At 47.7% G+C, this 18,635-nt stretch carries 16 protein-coding genes; 10 read left to right on the forward strand and 6 right to left on the reverse strand.

Annotated features, from left to right (window positions below):
• The first annotated feature begins 418 nt into the window (after positions 1 to 418).
• Complete coding sequence (gene polA, locus EPB59_RS12835; RefSeq protein ID WP_154173080.1) at positions 419 to 3,235, forward strand: DNA polymerase I; 2,817 nt, start codon at positions 419 to 421, stop codon at positions 3,233 to 3,235.
• A 731-nt stretch (positions 3,236 to 3,966) separates the two neighbouring features.
• On the opposite strand, the gene yihA is transcribed toward polA, so the two are convergent.
• The gene (gene yihA / locus EPB59_RS12840; protein ID WP_055052116.1) at positions 3,967 to 4,629 is read right to left on the reverse strand and encodes a ribosome biogenesis GTP-binding protein YihA/YsxC; all 663 of its coding nucleotides are present in this window, start codon (positions 4,627 to 4,629) and stop codon (positions 3,967 to 3,969) included.
• A 151-nt stretch (positions 4,630 to 4,780) separates the two neighbouring features.
• Here yihA and EPB59_RS12845 point away from each other — a divergent pair, with 151 nt between their 5' ends.
• From EPB59_RS12845 to hemN, 5 genes are all read left to right on the forward strand, one after another.
• On the forward strand, positions 4,781 to 5,398 hold the full coding sequence (locus EPB59_RS12845) for a c-type cytochrome (protein WP_055052117.1): 618 nt from the start codon (positions 4,781 to 4,783) through the stop codon (positions 5,396 to 5,398).
• Positions 5,399 to 5,600: 202 nt separating this feature from the next.
• Positions 5,601 to 6,239 (forward strand): class I SAM-dependent methyltransferase, encoded by a 639-nt coding sequence (locus EPB59_RS12850; protein ID WP_195707011.1) that lies wholly within the window; start codon positions 5,601 to 5,603, stop codon positions 6,237 to 6,239.
• Positions 6,239 to 6,787, forward strand: a complete 549-nt coding sequence (gene yihI / locus EPB59_RS12855; RefSeq protein WP_154173084.1) for a Der GTPase-activating protein YihI — start codon at positions 6,239 to 6,241, stop codon at positions 6,785 to 6,787. The genes EPB59_RS12850 and yihI overlap by 1 nt, the downstream gene beginning before the upstream one ends.
• Positions 6,788 to 6,796: 9 nt before the next feature.
• On the forward strand, positions 6,797 to 7,285 hold the full coding sequence (locus EPB59_RS12860) for a DUF2489 domain-containing protein (RefSeq protein ID WP_001013984.1): 489 nt from the start codon (positions 6,797 to 6,799) through the stop codon (positions 7,283 to 7,285).
• Positions 7,286 to 7,423: 138 nt separating this feature from the next.
• Entirely contained in the window at positions 7,424 to 8,812 is a 1,389-nt protein-coding gene (gene hemN / locus EPB59_RS12865) for an oxygen-independent coproporphyrinogen III oxidase (RefSeq protein ID WP_000100656.1), read from the forward strand.
• Positions 8,813 to 8,875: 63 nt separating this feature from the next.
• Here hemN and EPB59_RS12870 read toward each other — a convergent pair whose 3' ends face one another.
• Genes EPB59_RS12870 through hemC form a run of 4 tightly spaced genes read right to left on the reverse strand, consistent with a single transcriptional unit; the run spans position 8,876 to position 13,020 of the window.
• Entirely contained in the window at positions 8,876 to 10,072 is a 1,197-nt protein-coding gene (locus EPB59_RS12870; protein WP_154173086.1) for a heme biosynthesis protein HemY, read from the reverse strand.
• Positions 10,069 to 11,277 (reverse strand): uroporphyrinogen-III C-methyltransferase, encoded by a 1,209-nt coding sequence (locus EPB59_RS12875; protein WP_154173088.1) that lies wholly within the window; start codon positions 11,275 to 11,277, stop codon positions 10,069 to 10,071. The genes EPB59_RS12870 and EPB59_RS12875 overlap by 4 nt, the downstream gene beginning before the upstream one ends.
• A gap of 19 nt (positions 11,278 to 11,296) precedes the next feature.
• Positions 11,297 to 12,025: a uroporphyrinogen-III synthase gene (locus tag EPB59_RS12880; protein WP_148541456.1), complete on the reverse strand. Its 729-nt coding sequence runs from the start codon at positions 12,023 to 12,025 to the stop codon at positions 11,297 to 11,299.
• 59 nt (positions 12,026 to 12,084) lie between these two features.
• A complete protein-coding gene (gene hemC / locus EPB59_RS12885; RefSeq protein WP_154173090.1) occupies positions 12,085 to 13,020 on the reverse strand; it encodes a hydroxymethylbilane synthase in 936 nt (311 codons plus the stop codon).
• Positions 13,021 to 13,373: 353 nt separating this feature from the next.
• Here hemC and EPB59_RS12890 point away from each other — a divergent pair, with 353 nt between their 5' ends.
• Positions 13,374 to 15,905: a class I adenylate cyclase gene (locus EPB59_RS12890; protein ID WP_154173092.1), complete on the forward strand. Its 2,532-nt coding sequence runs from the start codon at positions 13,374 to 13,376 to the stop codon at positions 15,903 to 15,905.
• 87 nt (positions 15,906 to 15,992) lie between these two features.
• On the opposite strand, the gene cyaY is transcribed toward EPB59_RS12890, so the two are convergent.
• Positions 15,993 to 16,307 carry an iron donor protein CyaY gene (gene cyaY / locus EPB59_RS12895; protein WP_055052231.1) on the reverse strand — a complete coding sequence of 105 codons (315 nt, stop codon included), beginning with the start codon at positions 16,305 to 16,307 and terminating at the stop codon, positions 15,993 to 15,995.
• Between the two features lie 75 nt (positions 16,308 to 16,382).
• Here cyaY and lptM point away from each other — a divergent pair, with 75 nt between their 5' ends.
• Genes lptM through dapF form a run of 3 tightly spaced genes read left to right on the forward strand, consistent with a single transcriptional unit; the run spans position 16,383 to position 18,627 of the window.
• The gene (gene lptM, locus EPB59_RS19030) at positions 16,383 to 16,499 is read left to right on the forward strand and encodes an LPS translocon maturation chaperone LptM (RefSeq protein WP_000726425.1); all 117 of its coding nucleotides are present in this window, start codon (positions 16,383 to 16,385) and stop codon (positions 16,497 to 16,499) included.
• Between the two features lie 32 nt (positions 16,500 to 16,531).
• Positions 16,532 to 17,785 carry a diaminopimelate decarboxylase gene (gene lysA, locus EPB59_RS12905; RefSeq protein ID WP_000384380.1) on the forward strand — a complete coding sequence of 418 codons (1,254 nt, stop codon included), beginning with the start codon at positions 16,532 to 16,534 and terminating at the stop codon, positions 17,783 to 17,785.
• Positions 17,786 to 17,796: 11 nt separating this feature from the next.
• Positions 17,797 to 18,627 (forward strand): diaminopimelate epimerase, encoded by an 831-nt coding sequence (gene dapF, locus EPB59_RS12910; protein ID WP_000545412.1) that lies wholly within the window; start codon positions 17,797 to 17,799, stop codon positions 18,625 to 18,627.
• Positions 18,628 to 18,635: the final 8 nt, after the last annotated feature.

Here is an 18,635-nt window from a genome sequence, read left to right on the forward strand (position 1 = left end):
TTTCTTTTTCTGCACTAGTGATTTTAGTTATCCACTTCGCCTCGCTCAGAATCACTAATCGGTGGACAAGTTACGCTTTTCGCGACAACCGTCCACCGGATGGTCAGGTGCGTTTACAGGGTGAGCAAAAGGGCAGCGAGTGTCTTTTCCACAATTGATGATCCGAAAAAGATCATTTCTTTTTTTACTGATCCGTTTTTTTGTTTTTTAAAAACATATAGTTAGTTTTAATTTTCGCATGGTTTTTATGAGTTTTAGAGGTGGGCAAATAAAACTATAAACAGACTTATCCACAGAAAGGGTCAATCCACAAGTCAATAGAATATCCCCAGAGTGGATCAAAACGGGGAACAACGTAGAATCCAAGCAGTACTCATGGCATCCTAGGCTTATTAACTCACGTTTGGATAATCCTTTTATGGCTCGTATACCTGACAATCCGCTGATCTTGATCGACGGCTCCTCTTATCTCTATCGCGCATTTCATGCTTACCCAGGCACCATGAGTAATGGCGAGATCCCGACAAACGCCATCTATGGTGTGGTAAATATGGTGCGCAGCATGATGCGTCAGTTTGCTTCCGATCGTATCGCGGTAATTTTTGATGCGAAGGGAAAAACCTTCCGTGATGAGATGTACGACCAATACAAGGCAAATCGTCCACCAATGCCCGATGATCTGCGTTGCCAGGTTGAGCCACTGCATCAAGTTATCCGTGCGATGGGATTGCCGCTGCTGGCGATTGAAGGGGTTGAGGCGGATGACGTGATTGGAACATTGGCGCGGCAAGCCTCACAAGCGGGTATGCCGGTATTGATCAGCACCGGTGATAAGGACATGGCACAGTTGGTGGATGACAATATTACCCTGATTAATACCATGACCAATGTGGTGCTGGATCGTGAAGGTGTGATTGAAAAGTTCGGCATTCCACCTGAGCTGATCATCGACTATCTTGCCTTGATGGGCGATAAAGTGGATAACATTCCGGGCGTACCGGGTGTGGGTGAGAAAACCGCGACAGCGCTCCTGCAAGGTATTGGTGGTTTGGACGATCTATACGCCAATTTAGATAAAATCGCTGCTTTAGGTTTCCGTGGTTCAAAAACCATGGCGCAAAAGCTGGAAGAGAACCGTGACAATGCCAATCTCTCTTACCAACTCGCTACAATTAAATGCGATGTGGAGTTGGAAGAGTCACCACAAACACTGCTGAAGCAGACTCCCGATCGCGACGCCTTGATGGCGCTATACGGGAAATTAGCCTTCAAATCTTGGCTGACAGAATTACTCGATGGTGGTACTGGAATTGTGACTGCGGACGAGCAAGCGAAAGCGTCTTCAGTGACTGCATCAAACGCAGCAAACAATGCCGCAAGTCATGCCGCAGCGATTCCTGAAAGCCCTGCGGCACAGATCGATCGCAGCCAGTATCAGACAATCCTTAACGAGCAAGATTTCAATCTGTGGTTGGAAAAATTACAGCAAGCTGAACTGTTTGCCTTTGATACCGAAACCGACAACCTTGATTACATGGTCGCCAATTTGGTGGGGATGTCGTTTGCCGTTGCCGAAGGTGAAGCGGCTTATCTGCCAGTTGCGCACGATTATCTGGATGCGCCGCAGCAGTTGGATCGTGCTTGGGTGATCGCTCAGCTTAAACCTCTGCTTGAAGATGAAAACAAAGCCAAAGTCGGCCAGAGCCTCAAATACGATGCGAGCGTGATGGCGCGTTATGGCGTTGAGTTGCGTGGCATTCGCCACGACACCATGCTGCAATCCTACGTGTATAACAGCGTAGGCGGCAAACATGATATGGATAGTTTAGCGTTGCGCTTTTTACAGCATAGCTGTATCTCGTTTGAACAAGTGGCAGGTAAGGGTAAGAACCAGCTCACCTTTAACCAAATCGCTTTAGAAGAAGCGGCACAATACGCCGCAGAAGATGCGGATGTGACGTTGCGTTTACATCAGCGCATCAGCCCGCTGATTGAGCAAGACAGCAAGCTGGAACAAGTGTATCGCGAAATTGAAATGCCGCTCGTTCCTGTGCTGTCACGCATTGAACGCACTGGTGTCATGATTGACGACATGTTGCTCAGTGCTCAATCACAGGAAATTGCGCTACGTCTCGATGAGTTGGAAAAAAAGGCGTATGAACTGGCGGGTCAGCCATTCAACCTCAGCTCACCGAAGCAACTGCAAACCATTTTGTTTGAGCAAATGAAACTGCCTGTGTTGCAAAAAACGCCATCAGGTACCCCTTCCACCAATGAAGAAGTGTTGCAAGAGTTGGCTTTGGATTACCCACTGCCGAAAGTGCTGATTGAGTATCGTGGTCTGGCCAAACTCAAGTCGACCTATACCGATAAGCTGCCCAAAATGATTAACCCCAATACAGGGCGTGTACATACTTCTTACCATCAAGCTGTCACGGCTACGGGACGTCTTTCATCGACGGATCCTAACTTACAGAACATCCCTGTGCGTAATGAGGAAGGACGCCGCATTCGCCAAGCGTTTGTTGCACCGCATGGTTGGAAAATCATGGCCGTCGACTACTCGCAAATCGAGCTGCGCATCATGGCGCATTTGTCGGGTGATCAGGCGTTACTCGATGCCTTCCGTGAAGGGAAAGACATTCACGCCGCAACGGCAGCAGAAATTATTGGTGTGTCGATTGAGCAAGTCAGCAGTGAGCAGCGTCGTCGTGCTAAAGCGGTCAACTTTGGTTTGATTTACGGCATGAGTGCGTTTGGTTTGGCAAAACAGCTCGGCATTCCGCGTGGTGAAGCACAAGAGTACATGGATAAATACTTCGAACGTTATCCAGGTGTCATGCAGTACATGGAAGACACGCGCAGTCGCGCGGCAGAACTGGGGTACGTGGAAACCATTTTTGGTCGTCGCTTACATCTGCCTGAAATTGCTTCGCGTAATGGAATGCGCCGTAAAGCGGCGGAGCGAGCCGCGATCAACGCTCCAATGCAAGGTACAGCAGCAGACATCATCAAAAAAGCGATGCTGCTGGTCGATGAGTGGATTGAGCGAGAAGGCGATGGTCGTGTCAAATTGCTCATGCAAGTACACGATGAACTAGTCTTTGAAGTTGAAGAGTCATCTTTATCCGAAATTGAAAGTAAAGTACAAGAATTGATGGAGTCGGCCGCAGAGCTTGCGGTTCCATTAGTCGCGGATGCAGGACATGGCGATAACTGGGAACAAGCCCATTAGTTGATTTTTTTATCGATAATCGAGTGTTTTATGAGCCAGCACACGTTCGCTGGCTTTTTTTATGGCTGAAAAAAGTTTACCTGGTTCAGATGTTTATGTTGCTTAATGAAAGTTTAATGAAAAAAAACTACAAAAAATATTTTCAATTCTGACCAATTGTTGTACATTAAACGACGTAGGGTACAGAGGTAAGATGTTCTATCTTTCAGACCTTTTGTTTCACGTTATTGGATTAGGCTGATTCAGCCGCCCCAGTCACCATTTGACTGGGGCGTTTTTTATTGGGCGCTATTCAAGTTTGCCATCCGCTTTGATGAGTTTCTTCTTTTCATTTTTGGGTTATGTTTCGTACGAATCTTGTTGGCGAAAATAATCAAAAAGACACCATTCTGTAATTAAACTTCATTCACACTTTTATTATTTCTGGAAGGAAACTAAGTGTGTTCTCAGCTATTTATATTCAACCATAATTAACGAGAACCATTGCAGTGCGTGGGATCGCTCAGTAAAGAGTATAATTTTAGGTGGGTTGAGTGCTGACTTGAAATCTGTGTGGCTTTGCGGAATGCTTGGCGACATAACAATAACAACCGATTTCTCTCCCGTTGCCCCACCAGGATGGTGGGGATTTTGTTTTTTCTATTCAGCTCTTAATTGGTTTCAACTTAGCCACAATTAGCCACAATAAAAAACCCCGCTAATGCGAGGTTTATCATGGAAAAATGCTGAGATTATTGGCCAGCAGACTCTTCGGGTTGCTCTCCCTCTGCTTGCTCTGCAAGCGCTGCCAACATTGGGGCATACCATTGATCCAACTTCGCGCGTAGTGTATCGACACCAATGCCGCTCAGTGAAGAAAACGCATCTACCGCGACATCGCCACCAAACTGTTTAGCGTCTTCACGCACTTTCAAAACTTGTGCTTTGCGGGCTCCGCTTTTCAGTTTATCCGCTTTAGTCAGCATCACTTGTACTGGAATGCCACACTCCACCGCCCAAATGATCAACTGCTGATCAAGATCTTTCATCGGGTGGCGGATATCCATCAATACCACCAAACCCTTTAAGCTTTGGCGTTTTTGTAAATATTCACCGAGTGCTCTTTGCCACTTTAGTTTCATTTCCAGCGGTACTTGAGCAAAGCCATACCCCGGTAAATCGACGATATGGCAACCCTCTGCTACTTTAAAAAGGTTAATCAACTGAGTACGACCCGGAGTCTTACTGGTTTTGGCCAGGTTTTTCTGGTTGGTCAGGCGATTAAGGGAACTTGACTTACCAGCGTTAGAGCGTCCTGCGAACGCAATTTCGATACCTTCATCTTCAGGAAGATGGCGAATATCAGGCGCACTGGTAATGAAATGCGTGTTCTGGTAATGAATTTTTACGCTCACTGTGTTAACTCCATCTCGACTTTGTGTAGTCGATTGATTACTTTTTTGTGAAATTGTGTAAAATAACCGTGCTCGGCATAAGGTCGCCTATTGTACCATGAGTGGTACCCCAGAGTGGTACTGGAAGCTTGATAATTATAAATGGAATGTCATGAAGAAATTAGCGCTAATCTTGAGTGTTTTAGCCAGCTGCTCTGTATGGGCCCAAGGTAGTATCGAAGCTGGTAAAGCCAAATCTCTAACCTGTGCTGCCTGCCACGGTGCAGACGGTAACAGCCAATTAACTATTTACCCTAAACTCGCAGGGCAACATGAGAAGTACCTTGAAAAGCAACTCAAGGAACTGAAACTAGGTGCTGCTAGCGGTGGAAAACAAGGTCGTTACGATCCGGTAATGAGTGCTATGGCAATGCCACTGAGCGATGACGACATCGCTGATTTGGCTGCGTATTTCTCCTCATTACCTACGGCTGCGAATACCACCCCTGAAGATGTCGTGGCACAAGGTAAGGTTTTGTATACCGCCGGTGATGCTTCGCGTGGTTTGACCGCTTGTGTGGCGTGTCATGGCCCCCGTGGTGACGGTACAGAGTTGTCCGGCTTCCCGAAAATATCAGGCCAGCATGCTGACTATGTCAAAGCACAGCTAGAGAAATTCCGTTCAGGTACTCGTGCTAACGATATGAACGAGATGATGCGTGATGTGGCACATAAATTGACGGATACGGATATCGATATCTTGTCAAAATACGTAGGTGGCCTGCATTAATCAGGCAATACGAGCAAAAGAACATCAAGCAGCCCTAGTGACCTTACTAGGGCTGTTGCTTTTTATACCTGCCTGTCTCTTTATGATTTACTACATCGAATAATTCTACGTTTTTTGTTTAGGCTGATGAGAAAATCGCCTTTTACACTCCACTCTAAGGGCAGTTTCTGGTATGTTGCGCATCCCGTTGGAGGAGGTCAGCATGCATTCGTGCCCGTTATGTCACAGTGAAAACAGCCAAGCGTATTTTGTAGATAAGCATCGTCGCTATTTTCAATGTCAGCAGTGTGCGCTGGTGTATGTCGATCCTGAGCAACGCTTAAGTGCGGAGCGAGAAAAAGGCTTCTATGACTTGCATCAGAACATTCCTAGTGATGAAGGCTATCGACGCTTTTTATCGCGAGTCTGTTCGCCTATGCTTGAGAGACTGCCTCCCCAATCTCAAGGGTTAGATTTTGGCTGTGGGCCTGGTCCCACCTTATCACTGATGTTAGAAGAAGCGGGACACACCGTGGCGTTGTACGATATCTTCTATCATCCGGATACTGAGGTGTTGAACCGCCAATACGATTTTATGACTGCGACCGAGGTGATTGAGCATCTACATGATCCTCACCGAGTGTGGCAGCAATGGTTAAATTTAGTTAAGCCAGGCGGCTGGATTGGTCTGATGACAAAAATGGTCAAAGACTTGGACGCATTTGCTGGTTGGCACTACAAAAATGATCTCACTCACGTGATCTTTTTCAGTCGTGCCACGTTTCAGTATCTGGCTGAGCGGGATAAGCTCGAACTTGAATTTATTGGTAATGATGTAATTTTACTGAGGAAACCCCAGTAATGAGTCGCTCAAAGAAATCGAGAAAACCGGGTACCAACAGTAACGATCAACTGGTCGTGGTACGTACACGCAGCGAATCCGAAGTGGAAAGCCGTCTGCGTAAAAAACTGAAAAAACGTAAAGGTTTAAAGTCAGGCAGCCGTCACTCTGAAGGTAGCGAAAGCCAAGTGCGCCAAGGGACGCAGAAGCGTGATCCGCGTTTGGGCAGCAAAAAGCCAATTCCATTGATTGTTGAAGCGCCGAAGAAGCTCAATAAACAAGAGCGTAAACTGGCGGCTGAGCAAGAACTGGCGATGCTGGAAAAAGATGCACAACTGAACGTATTGCTAGATAGACTCGACAACGGTGAGAAGCTAGGTATTGGCTTGCAGAAATACGTTGATGAGAAATTAGATCGCATCGAAATGCTGATGGATCAACTGGGTCTGTTGGACGATGAGCCAGTGGAAGAGCCTGCACCACAAGCTAAACTGAGCAAAAAGCGCAAAACAGAAGACGATTTGCTCTCTGAGTTTGAACAGCTGGATGTCGATAAGTATCAAGATTAAGGAGCAGTGATGAACGGGATGCTACTCGCCAGCGTGGGTGGTGCCATTATCGTGGCGCTCGCCAGTTACGCTGCTTATTTGCTGTGGCAAGTGAAAAAACAGCAAACGCTGCAGTTGCAACATCAACAGTTAGCGATTGAAAAGCGTAATGCGAACATCTTTGATAGCGTCAATATCCTTTGCATGGCGGGTATTCAAGGGCAGTGCGATCTGTCGGAAATCAGTATCCGTGTTTATTGCATTATGGATTATGTGCAAGGTGAACAACGCGTCAATTTTGAACAAGAGTATCCCGCGATCAGTGAGCTTTATCATCTGGTGAAAGACATGGCGCGCGGTGACGCGCGTCAGCAGCTACCGAAGCAAGAGCGAATGAAGCAGAATCTTGAACGCACCAAAGCAGAAAGTCGTCTGCAAGATGCGATCATTGAAGAGCTCACTGCACTCAAGCAGCGCATCCAGCCTCTGAATAATCAAATTGCGATTCAGATGGTGTGAAACTAACCCGAAAGGGGGAGTGATCACGCTAGCAGAATCGAATATTTTGTTGCCAAATCCTGTTCTGCTGCCCGACGTCTGCCAATGTCGTGTGGCAGAATAGCCTGTCAAGAATTGAGCAAAACGGAAAGTTTCACTATGTCGTCGTATGTCGTACCCAGCCAACAGATCGTATGGGATCAGGCTATTCTGGATAAGTACAACTACTCCGGTCCGCGTTACACTTCATACCCGACTGCGGTTGAGTTTCATGAAGCCTTTACCATCGCTGACTTTGATATGGCTTGTACTCAGTACCCAGAGCGCCCGCTATCGCTTTATATCCATATCCCGTTTTGCCATAAGCTTTGCTACTACTGTGGCTGTAACAAGGTCATCACTCGTCACTCGCACAAAGCTGACGAATATCTTGATGTGCTTGAGCATGAAATTCGCCAACGCGCATCATTGCTGACGGGACGAAATGTTACTCAGCTGCACTTTGGCGGTGGCACTCCCACTTTCCTGACCAATGCACAGATCAGCCGTTTGATGACGCTGCTACGCAGTGAATTCGATTTTGCGGATGACGCTGAAATCAGTATTGAAATCGATCCGCGTGAAATTCAGTTAGAGGTGCTTGATCACCTGCGCCAAGAAGGCTTTAACCGAGTCAGCATTGGCGTGCAAGATTTCAATAAAGAAGTTCAGAAGCTGGTTAATCGTGAACAGGATGAGCAGTTTATTTTTGCTTTGGTTGAGCGTGCAAAACAGCTTGGTTTCCGTTCGACCAACCTCGATCTGATTTACGGTTTACCTAAGCAGACTGCAGAAACTTTTGCTCAGACTTTGCAACAAGTGCTGACCATGCAGCCGGGGCGTTTGTCGGTGTTTAACTACGCGCACATGCCACAACTGTTCGCGGCACAGCGCAAAATTAAAGATGCGGATTTACCTGCCGCAGAAGAAAAACTGGCGATTTTACAGCAGACGATTGCCACTCTGACTGGCGCGGGTTATCAGTTCATCGGTATGGATCACTTTGCCTTGCCGGATGATGAGTTGGCTGTTGCTCAACGTAACGGTATTTTGCATCGTAACTTCCAAGGCTACACCACCCAAGGTGAGTGTGACTTAGTTGGCTTTGGGGTTTCCGCGATTTCTATGGTGGGCGATGCGTACGCGCAAAACCAGAAAGAGCTGAAAAAATACTATGCGCAAGTCAATGAGATGCGTCATGCACTGTGGAAGGGGGTGGCGCTCGATAAAGATGATTTGCTGCGCCGTGAAGTGATTAAGCAGCTTATTTGTAACTTCAAGCTTGATAAAACCGAGATTGAGCGCGAGTTCAATCTGCGTTTCAACCACTACTTCCGTCAGGATTTAGCTCTGCTACAAACCTTTATTGACGATGAGTTGGTGACGGTGGATGAAAAGATGATTGAAGTGACTCTGCGTGGTCGTTTGTTAATTCGCAACATCTGTATGTGTTTTGATAAATACCTGCGTGAGCGGGCGCGTCAGCAGCAGTTCTCACGAGTCATTTAAATTTGACTGATAGTGAAAGGCCACCGCATGCGGTGGCCTTGTTGTTTCTTATGCTATGTCGTTTCAGGATGACTGAACGGAAGGCGATTCCAGCAAAGAGAGCGCTTTACGAGAAACATCATGCGCCGCACGCGTGAAGTTTTGCTTTTCTAATGCATCCGCTAGATAGGCGTAGTCTGAGACACTTGAGCGCAGCGACAGCGCTTTTTCGAGATGTTTCTGTGCATCGGCCCAATGCTTTTCGCGCAGATAAAGTTGGCCTAGTGCGCTGTGTGCTTCCGCATTATTACTATCGCGGCGCAGTGCATCTTCCAGCAAAGCGATCAGTGGATGGCGATCAGTGATATTGAGCTCTGGCAACAGGGCATAAAGCTCAGCGGTCGGCTGTTTCTTCAAACTCTCTTTGATCACCGAAAACGCTTCATAATCGGCTTTGCGCTGAATGAGTTGAGTAAGAAAACACATCAACAGTTCTGGCTCGGCTTTTAACTTACGCGACATTTGTGCCCAGTGCTGAACCAATCCTTCACTGCCTTTTTGGCTAGCAATGCTTTGTAAAATGCCACGTTGGGCGGTGAGCTCAAGCTGCTGTGCTTCTTCATTGGTCAAACGTTTGGCCTTCACCAGTTTGGGCAGCAGTTCCAAGAGTGGCTGCCATTGGCCTAGGGCTTGGTAGCACTGTTTAAGCAAGTTCAGTACCACAGTATTGTTTGGATGGCTGTTTTGCAGTTGAGTTAAGGTGTTCAATGCGGCTTCATTATCGCCATCGCTCAGTTGCTGCTTCGCACGAGTCAGTTCAACCGCTAAAGTGGCGTTGTCCTGCTTCGCCGCCAGCGCTAAGTAGTGATCGCGCTTCGCTCGATCACCCATTCCATTCGCTGCTTCCGATGCGACGAGATAACAGAGCAGCGGCATATCGTGATGATTGGCCCAGCGAGTAACTTTTTTCTCGGCTTGTTTCCAATCACCTTCAAGCAGTTTGATGATTCCTTCATTGGTATAGCGGCGTGAGCGGCGTAGCTTACGCACACTGAACCAGTTCCAAGTATGAAAACTGGTGTAGAGGATTTTTTTGATCACAAACTCAAGTGCGAACAGCGCGGCTAACGCAGCGATGATAAAGATCACTAGCGTAGTCACGCTCATTTCGATAGTGCGATTGGCAATTGAGATCAGCACATAACCTTGTTGGCCTGCATATTGAGTACCTACAAACAGGCCAAGGCCGAGGACGACAAATAAGAAAATCAGTCGAATCATTGCTGCGCCTCCGTAGTGATAGGAGAAACACTGCGGCGCAAACGCTCGGTGATTACATCGGCTAACTGCTGCTGAGTTTGCAGTTTCACGGGATAGTTAACCTGTATCTGTTGTTTTGCGAGCAAAGCTAACTCAGCATTAAACGCTTGCACGGCCTTGTCTCCACTATTAAAGAAAGAGGCTGACCACTGTTCAGCGGTAGTCAGTGAAGTGACATAAAGGGTCTGTTGTTCGGTGTACACCCCTTTGATCGCTGTTTCTAATTTGGCTTGCAGGTTCTCTTTCAAATAAAAATGCTGAGTTGGGGAGAGCAGAGGGATCACATTCCCATCACGAGAACGGAAAGTAATGAAGTTATCGGCAAAGGCCTTGAGTGAGTTTTTCAGGTTGGTTTGCCAATCATTAATATTCTCGGATACCGCTTGGGTTTCCTGTGGTTGAGCTTCTGGCAAGATCGCATTGGCCAGCGGTAAGCTGTCGACTTGTTGTTGTAAGCTGATCAGACGCAGCACTAAACCATCACGATCAACCAGTGGGATATTTTTAAGCGCCGTAATGTCATTCGCCATGGCTTTACGCAGCGGTGTTAGGCTGGGGTCGTTGAGCGCAGCAATGCGCTGATCGGCTCTTTCCATCAATTGGGTTGCGGTTTCCGCATCATGCTCAAGAAACAGTTTACGTCCTGCGAGCTTCACCAAATAATCAGCTTCCGCGAGGAGCCAATCATTCGGGCGGCGACCTTTAATGTCAGCCACCGCGAGCTGCAAACTCTCAATACTTTTTTGCTGTTGTTCCAGTACGGTTTCTGCGCGGTGGGTAATTTCAGTGGCTTGTGATGTCGCTTTGGATACAGTTTGTTCTAGCTGCGCATTGAGTGCTTCGCGGGTTTGATTCAGTTCGGCACGTACCGCTTGTAGTTGCGCATTAAATTGGGCTTTCTGTTGCTGATGAACATAAGCAAAACCAGCACCGAGTGCTAAAGCCAGTAGCAAGGCGACACTAGCCAGTTTTTTGCCCTGATTATTGGGAGTTTGAACTGGAGCTTGCGGTTGAGGCTCGTTAGAAACTTTAGCTGCCGCGGGTTCTGGTTGAACGGAGGCATCGACTTTTGATTCGTGCTCGGTAGATGAAGTAACAGTGGGCGAGGGCACGCTGGTTTTGGCTGCGGTTTCAGGTTCTTGTTGCGGTTTATTGTTGTTGGTCATTGCTCAGAGTTCCTGTTGGTTAGGGCATTAATGCCACCACTAAATCGCGATTGGCTGCACTTGGCGTAGTCACAATCCGATGAAATCCTAGGTTATGGGCGAGTTCGGCAATGCGTTGGCTTGGAACCAGCAGAGTGAGGTGCTGTACCCATTCCAAATTGCTGCCATTTAACTGGCTAACGAAAAAAGCTAACTGTTCGCTGCTGGTGATCACCAGTGAGCTGACCCCGGCGTGTTGCCATTTAGGAACACACTCAGTGGCAGAAAAAGGCAGCTCACTTCGGCAATACGCTTCTTGATAGCGTACCGTTGCGCCTCTTTCCACTAAGGTGGAATAAATCAGCTCACGGCCACCATTGCCCCGTAATATCAATATCTTCTTACCTGCGACATGGCGTAATGCCTCTAGTGCCAGCAGGTGTTCACTATCGCTAATCTCTGGATAGTCTACTGATTGTTGGCAGGCTTTGCTGAAAACATGCGCGGTTTTTTGACCAACGGCAAGGTAAATAGCGCTATTTGGCCAACAAATTCGTCGATGTTGCAGAAATTGGTCACTGAAAGTCACAGCATGCTGGCTAACGGCGATGATGATGTCGAATGAAGCTAAATCTTCTGCCAGCTCAGGGAGTTGAGGACTGGCAGAGATAGTGATCAGAGGATGATGCAGGGCAGTGATGCCCTGCTGATGAAGAAGTTGGCACAGTTCAATGCCTTGTACATCGGGACGAGTGACCAGTACTGTCATAGCACCCTCAATCGGTTACAGATGTGATGAACTATCTTGCGGCTTATTCATGCTCGTCTTTATTCGTGTTCACAATAGAGACGTTCCAGAATTTCTTTGGCGCCTTGCTCAAGCAGCTGCTCAGCCAGTGTAATGCCTAGCTGTTCTGCTTCAGAACGTGGGCCGCGGATTTCACCACGAACGATTTGCGAACCATCAGGTTCACCCACCAGAGCGCGTAGCCAAATCTCATCACCATCAAGTAATGCATAACTGCCAATCGGCACCTGACAGCCACCTTGCAGAGTCAGGTTCATCGCACGTTCACAGCGCACGCGATCCGCGGTGTCGGTATGGTTGAGTGGCACAAGCAGTTCACGCACTCGTTGGTCATCCAAACGACACTCAATGCCCACTGCACCTTGGCCAACCGCAGGTAGTGATTGTTCGGGTTCGATGAAGTTACGAATGCGGCTCTCAAGCCCCAGTCGTTTTAGACCGGCGGCGGCCAAAATGATCGCATCGTATTCGCCAGCATCTAGTTTGCTTAATCTGGTTCCCACGTTGCCGCGCAACTCTTTGATGACTAGATCAGGACGCGCTGCTTTTAATTGGCATTGGCGACGCAGGCTGCAAGTACCGACAACTGCGCCTGAAGGGAGATCATCAATTTTGGCGTAGGTATTAGAAACAAATGCATCGCGAGGATCTTCACGCTCGCAGATGGTGACTAAGCCAAGACCTTCAGGAAAATCAACCGGCACATCTTTCATGGAGTGTACGGCTAAATCGGCACGACCTTCGAGCATGGCGACTTCCAACTCTTTGACGAATAAGCCCTTGCCACCCACTTTAGCCAGTGGGGTATCCAAAATCACATCACCACGCGTCACCATAGTGACCAACTCCACTTGCAAGCCTGGGTGGGCGGCCATTAAGGCATCCTTAACATAGTTAGCTTGCCATAAAGCCAGTGGACTCTGGCGGGTTGCAATGCGAATTGGCGTCTCGGTCATTATGATGTTCCTATCCATCTGTCTAAAGTCGTCTAATCCTATCACTTGGGGATAAAAATACTTACAACTAGTTCAGTTACGGATGGTTTCGTATCGAAGAATGCGGCATCAGGATGGAATTGTGTGATTAGCTTCGCATTTATTCATTTGTCTATGATTACAAAGTACAATTTAGCAACAACACTGTAATCATTTAGGTGATCGTTTGCGGAGAAGTGCCAACTTGGTGTGATGTGCTTCCAAGAGCGCTTTACCAAATGGTTAAGAAGTGTTAAATTGATCACGTTTTGTTGGCATGGTCGCGTAAAACATAATCAAAAAGCGGCTTGTATCTGTTATTCAGGGAAGCAACCTTGCAGGCTTATACTCAGACCTTAATCCATCGACTTGATAAGCTAAACCGGCAACGTATTGAACGTGCGCTGGCTCTTATGGATTTGCAAAGCCAACGTGTTTTTCATTTAATTCCCGCACTATTCCAATTTAATCATCCCCTGATCCCCGGTTATTTTTCTGCAGATACCCCTTTCGGTATTCATCTCTTTTCCGCTAATGAGATCCAACAGCAGTTTATCGATGATGCCCAATTGACTATCGGCAAATCGTTAACTCAATCAGTGAATCCTGAGATTTTGGGTCTGTATACGATGGGGAGTACCTCATCGATCGGTCAAAGTACATCGAGCGATCTGGATATTTGGGTCTGTGTCTCTGCTCACATGAGTTGTGAAGCGCGCGAGAATCTCTCCAGTAAATGCCTACTGATCACCGATTGGGCGAAAAGTCAGGGCGTGGAAGCCAACTTCTTCATCATGGATGAAGAGCGTTTCCGTCATAACCATTCCGAAGCGTTAAGCGGTGAAAACTGTGGTTCATCGCAGCATTTGTTGCTGTTGGATGAATTTTATCGCTCTGCGGTGCGCCTAGCGGGCAAGCGACTGCTGTGGCAAATCGTGCCACCAGAAATGGAAGAGTGCTACGACGAATATGTTCACGAGCTCTGTTCAAATGGCTATTTGAACTGCAATGAATGGATCGATTTTGGTAAGTTGAACCGCATTCCTGCTGAAGAATATTTCGGTGCGAATTTGTGGCAGCTGTATAAAAGTATCGACTCGCCTTATAAGTCGGTATTAAAAGCGATCCTGCTCGAAGCCTATTCGTGGGAGTACCCACACACTCAACTGTTGAGTATTGATAGCAAACGACGCTTCTTTGCCGATGAGCCAGACCTGTATGGGATGGACTCTTACTATCAAATGCTAGAAAAAGTGACACGCTACTTAGTGCGGATTGGTGATACTACGCGCCTTGATTTAGTGCGCCGCTGTTTCTACCTCAAAACCCATGAGAAACTGTCGCGAGATCCTGGGATCGGTTCGATGCCATGGCGTCGTGAGGCTTTGCGTGAGCTCACCAGTGAGTGGCAATGGGATGCAGACTTGATTGCAGAGCTCGATAACCGTCGTCACTGGAAAGTCGAGCAAGTGAAGGTAGTGCACCACGCACTGCTTGATGCGCTGATGCTCAGCTACCGCAACTTGATTCAGTTTGCGCGCCGTAATGACATCACGTCGGCGATCAGCCCGCAAGATATCTCGATTCTGGCACGTAAGCTCTATGCCGCGTTTGAGGTGCTGCCGGGGAAAGTCACTTTGCTGAACCCGCAGATTTCGCCTGATTTGCATGAGCCCGATTTAAGTTTTATTGAGGTTTGTGCTGGACGCACTAATAAGCCCGGTTGGTATCTCTATAAGCAGCCATTACAGGCGCAGCGCTTGATTGGTCAACCGTATCTTGAGCATAACGAATACTTGAGTAAGTTGGTGGCTTGGGCGTTTTTTAATGGCCTGATCACCGAATCCACGCGTTTGCACGCCGTGGTGCGTGAAGCTCAGTTGGATATCGACAAGTTCTACCAAATGGTCAGCGATCTGCGTAATACCTTTTCGCTGCGTAAGCGTCGTCCCACCATGCAAGCACTGGCTAATCCTTGTGAAATTAGCCAGCTCGCCATGTTTATCAACTTTGAACATGACCCAACCAGTGAACTCAGTGGTAAAGCGCTGAAGGTGGATCTGAAAAACATCGATATTTTCAGCTTCGGCGCAGAACAAAAATGTTTAGTCGGCAGTGTCGATTTGGTGTATCGCAACTCGTGGCAAGAAGTGCGCACTCTGCATTTTGAAGGCCAGACGGCGATGCTCGATGCCTTGAAAACGGTTCTGGGGAAAATGCATCAGGACGCGTTGCCTCCGGAATCGGTCGATGTGTTCTGCTACAGCAAAAACTTGCGTGGTGTGATGCGTAACTTGGTCTACCAGCTGCTGGCCGAGTGCATTGATTTACGTCTCAAGCCGATGGAGCAAGAGAAGCGCCGTCGTTTTAAAGCACTGCGCATGGCCGACCAAATGTATGGATTGTTCTTCGAGCGTCGTGGTGTTTCGGTTCAAAAATTGGAAAACTCGGTCGATTTTTATCGCAGCATTTCGACCAATAAGCTCAAAGGTTCCCCTTTGTTGATGTTGGATCGTGATGAAGATTATCCTTTACCTGCCGTGGTGGATAGTTTTGCCAGCGAGGGCTTGGTGCAGTTTTTCTTTGAAGACACCGAGAAAGGCTTCAACATCTATGTGTTGGATGAAGCCAACCGCATTGAGGTGTATCACCAGTTCAATGGCGAAAAAGATGAAATGATTGCCAGCGTCAACAGCTTCTACACTTCGATGTTGGATGATAGCAGTAAACTCGGCGCGAAAAGCATCAACTTCAACCTACCGCAGTATTATCAAATTATTCATCCAGAAGAGGGGGAAACGTATGTGGTGCCGTACCGTAACGACAGCGCTGTGTATTCCAAACCTTCACAAGTAGTCAATGCCTAAATCAGCGAAGCTTTAGGTTTGCTGAACAATTCACAATAAAAAAGAGCACTGATGTGCTCTTTTTTATTGCATGATAAGTGCGCCAACTTAAACCCAATCGATCGGCTCATCGGCGTGTTTATCGCACTCTTGTTTCAGCAAGGTGAGCAGTTCAAGCCCAGTTTTGGAGCAGATCCACTCGCCATCAATCCACTTGAAATGGTAGCCGCCTGATTTTGAGGCTAACCAAATTTCACGCATTGGTTCTTGGCGGTTAATGATGATTTGGCTGCGATCATCAAACTCTAAGGTCATCACATTGCCTGAGGTTTCGTAGTCGATATCGGCACCGGCCTCATCAATCGCCGCTTCTATACGCTCTAGCTGGCTGTCGACGAGTTGATGAAATTCAGTTTCGTTCATCCTATCTATCCTATTGCTTTTCCTAATCGTGGTGCGATTATAGGGGGCATTGATTCAATAAGCACGATATGCAAAATGAAAAAGAAATTCACTGCACTGTTTTTGTTGTCCATGCTCGCGCTGGCGGGATGTGGGCAAACTGGGCCACTTTATATGCCTGATGACGCAAAACAAAGCGAGCAAAGTCAGTAAATCACGCGACTAAGAACAAAAGGGAAAGCATTTTGGATTACTTCAATTATCAGGATGATGGCCAGCTATGGGCTGAGCAAGTTCCACTAGCCGATTTGGCAAACCAGTACGGTACACCTCTTTATATTTATTCAAGAGCCACGCTTGAGCGCCATTGGCATGCGTTTGATAAGTCAGTGGGGGATTACCCGCATCTGATTTGTTATGCCGTGAAAGCCAACTCTAACCTTGGCGTATTGAATACGTTAGCTCGCTTAGGTTCTGGTTTTGATATCGTTTCGGTCGGTGAATTGGAACGTGTACTGGCGGCGGGCGGTGATCCGAGTAAAGTAGTGTTTTCTGGCGTCGGTAAAACTGAAGCTGAGATGAAACGTGCGCTGCAATTGAAGATCAAATGCTTTAACGTGGAGTCAGAGCCTGAACTGCATCGCTTGAATAAAGTCGCGGCAGAATTAGGTGTCAAAGCGCCGATTTCACTGCGCATCAATCCAGATGTGGATGCCAAAACTCACCCTTACATCTCAACGGGTTTGCGTGATAACAAATTTGGCATCACCTTTGACCGCGCTGCAGAAGTGTATCGCCTTGCGCACAGCTTGCCGAACCTTGACGTGCATGGCATTGACTGTCATATCGGCTCGCAGCTCACCGCGCTGGCTCCATTTATTGATGCGACTGACCGTTTACTGGCGCTGATTGATTCTCTGAAAGCGCAAGGTATTCATATTCGTCACTTGGACGTTGGTGGTGGTTTGGGCGTAGTTTACCGTGATGAATTACCCCCACAGCCTTCTGAATATGCGAAAGCTTTATTGGATCGCCTTGAGCGCCACCGTGATTTAGAACTGATTTTTGAGCCGGGACGCGCGATTGCGGCTAACGCAGGTGTGCTGGTGACTAAGGTTGAGTTTCTCAAACACACGGAACACAAAAACTTCGCAATTATTGATGCGGCGATGAATGATTTGATCCGCCCTGCGTTGTACCAAGCGTGGCAAGACATCATTCCACTGCGTCCACGCCAAGGCGAAGCGCAAACCTATGATTTGGTGGGGCCGGTGTGTGAGACCAGTGACTTCTTAGGCAAAGATCGCGACTTAGTACTGGAAGAAGGCGATTTGCTGGCGGTGCGCTCTTCTGGTGCGTATGGTTTTACCATGTCTTCAAATTACAATACTCGCCCCCGCGTTGCTGAAGTGATGGTTGATGGCAATAAAACCTACTTGGTGCGTCAACGAGAAGAACTCAGCAGTCTGTGGGCGTTGGAATCAGTTTTACCAGAGTAAAGTTATCTTCTATGCATTTCCATTTTTCTAAAATGCACGGCTTGGGTAACGACTTTATGGTCGTTGACTGCGTTACCCAAAACGTCTTCTTCTCTCCGGAATTGATCCGTCGTTTGGCGGATCGTCATACTGGAGTGGGCTTTGATCAGCTGTTGGTGGTTGAAGCGCCTTACGATCCTGAATCCGATTTCCACTACCGAATTTTTAATGCCGATGGTAGCGAAGTGGAGCAGTGTGGCAATGGTGCACGCTGTTTTGCCCGCTTTGTGCGCATGAAGGGCTTAACCAACAAATACACCATCAACGTCAGCACTAAAAAAGGCAAGATGGTGCTCAACGTGGAAGAGGAAGATCTGATCACGGTGAACATGGGTGTGCCGGAATTTGAACCGAGCAAGATCCCATTCCGCGCCAAGCAGAGTGAGAAAACCTATATCTTGCGTGTCGGTGAACACACTCTGTTTTGCGGCGCAGTGAGTATGGGCAACCCGCATGTGGTGACTGTGGTGGAAGATATTCGCACGGCAGCGGTAGAAACCTTAGGGCCGCTTCTGGAATCTCACGAACGTTTCCCTGAACGCGTCAACGCCGGTTTTATGCAGGTAGTGAGCCGTGAAGAGATCAATCTGCGCGTGTATGAACGCGGTGCGGGTGAAACTCAAGCCTGTGGTAGTGGCGCATGTGGCGCGGTCGCGGTTGGGATTTTACAAGGACTACTGGATGAGCAGGTACGCGTGCATTTACCCGGTGGTGAGTTGGAAATCAGCTGGCAAGGCCCGGGTAAACCACTCTATATGACTGGTCCTGCGACCCATATCTACGATGGCCAAATCTCTTGCTAATTGAGGTT

Source organism: Vibrio metoecus (assembly GCF_009665255.1).
In the GTDB taxonomy this organism is placed as follows: domain Bacteria; phylum Pseudomonadota; class Gammaproteobacteria; order Enterobacterales; family Vibrionaceae; genus Vibrio; species Vibrio metoecus_B.

Excerpts from the sequence above, each read along its gene's own strand:
- polA (WP_154173080.1), top strand. The coding sequence starts at position 419 with ATGGCTCGTATACCTGACAATCCGCTGATCTTGATCGACGGCTCCTCT.
- EPB59_RS12845 (WP_055052117.1), top strand. The coding sequence starts at position 4,781 with ATGAAGAAATTAGCGCTAATCTTGAGTGTTTTAGCCAGCTGCTCTGTA.
- EPB59_RS12850 (WP_195707011.1), top strand. The coding sequence starts at position 5,601 with ATGCATTCGTGCCCGTTATGTCACAGTGAAAACAGCCAAGCGTATTTT.
- yihI (WP_154173084.1), top strand. The coding sequence starts at position 6,239 with ATGAGTCGCTCAAAGAAATCGAGAAAACCGGGTACCAACAGTAACGAT.
- EPB59_RS12860 (WP_001013984.1), top strand. The coding sequence starts at position 6,797 with ATGAACGGGATGCTACTCGCCAGCGTGGGTGGTGCCATTATCGTGGCG.
- hemN (WP_000100656.1), top strand. The coding sequence starts at position 7,424 with ATGTCGTCGTATGTCGTACCCAGCCAACAGATCGTATGGGATCAGGCT.
- EPB59_RS12870 (WP_154173086.1), bottom strand. The coding sequence starts at position 10,072 with ATGATTCGACTGATTTTCTTATTTGTCGTCCTCGGCCTTGGCCTGTTT.
- EPB59_RS12875 (WP_154173088.1), bottom strand. The coding sequence starts at position 11,277 with ATGACCAACAACAATAAACCGCAACAAGAACCTGAAACCGCAGCCAAA.
- EPB59_RS12880 (WP_148541456.1), bottom strand. The coding sequence starts at position 12,025 with ATGACAGTACTGGTCACTCGTCCCGATGTACAAGGCATTGAACTGTGC.
- hemC (WP_154173090.1), bottom strand. The coding sequence starts at position 13,020 with ATGACCGAGACGCCAATTCGCATTGCAACCCGCCAGAGTCCACTGGCT.
- cyaY (WP_055052231.1), bottom strand. The coding sequence starts at position 16,307 with ATGAACGAAACTGAATTTCATCAACTCGTCGACAGCCAGCTAGAGCGT.
- lptM (WP_000726425.1), top strand. The coding sequence starts at position 16,383 with ATGAAAAAGAAATTCACTGCACTGTTTTTGTTGTCCATGCTCGCGCTG.
- dapF (WP_000545412.1), top strand. The coding sequence starts at position 17,797 with ATGCATTTCCATTTTTCTAAAATGCACGGCTTGGGTAACGACTTTATG.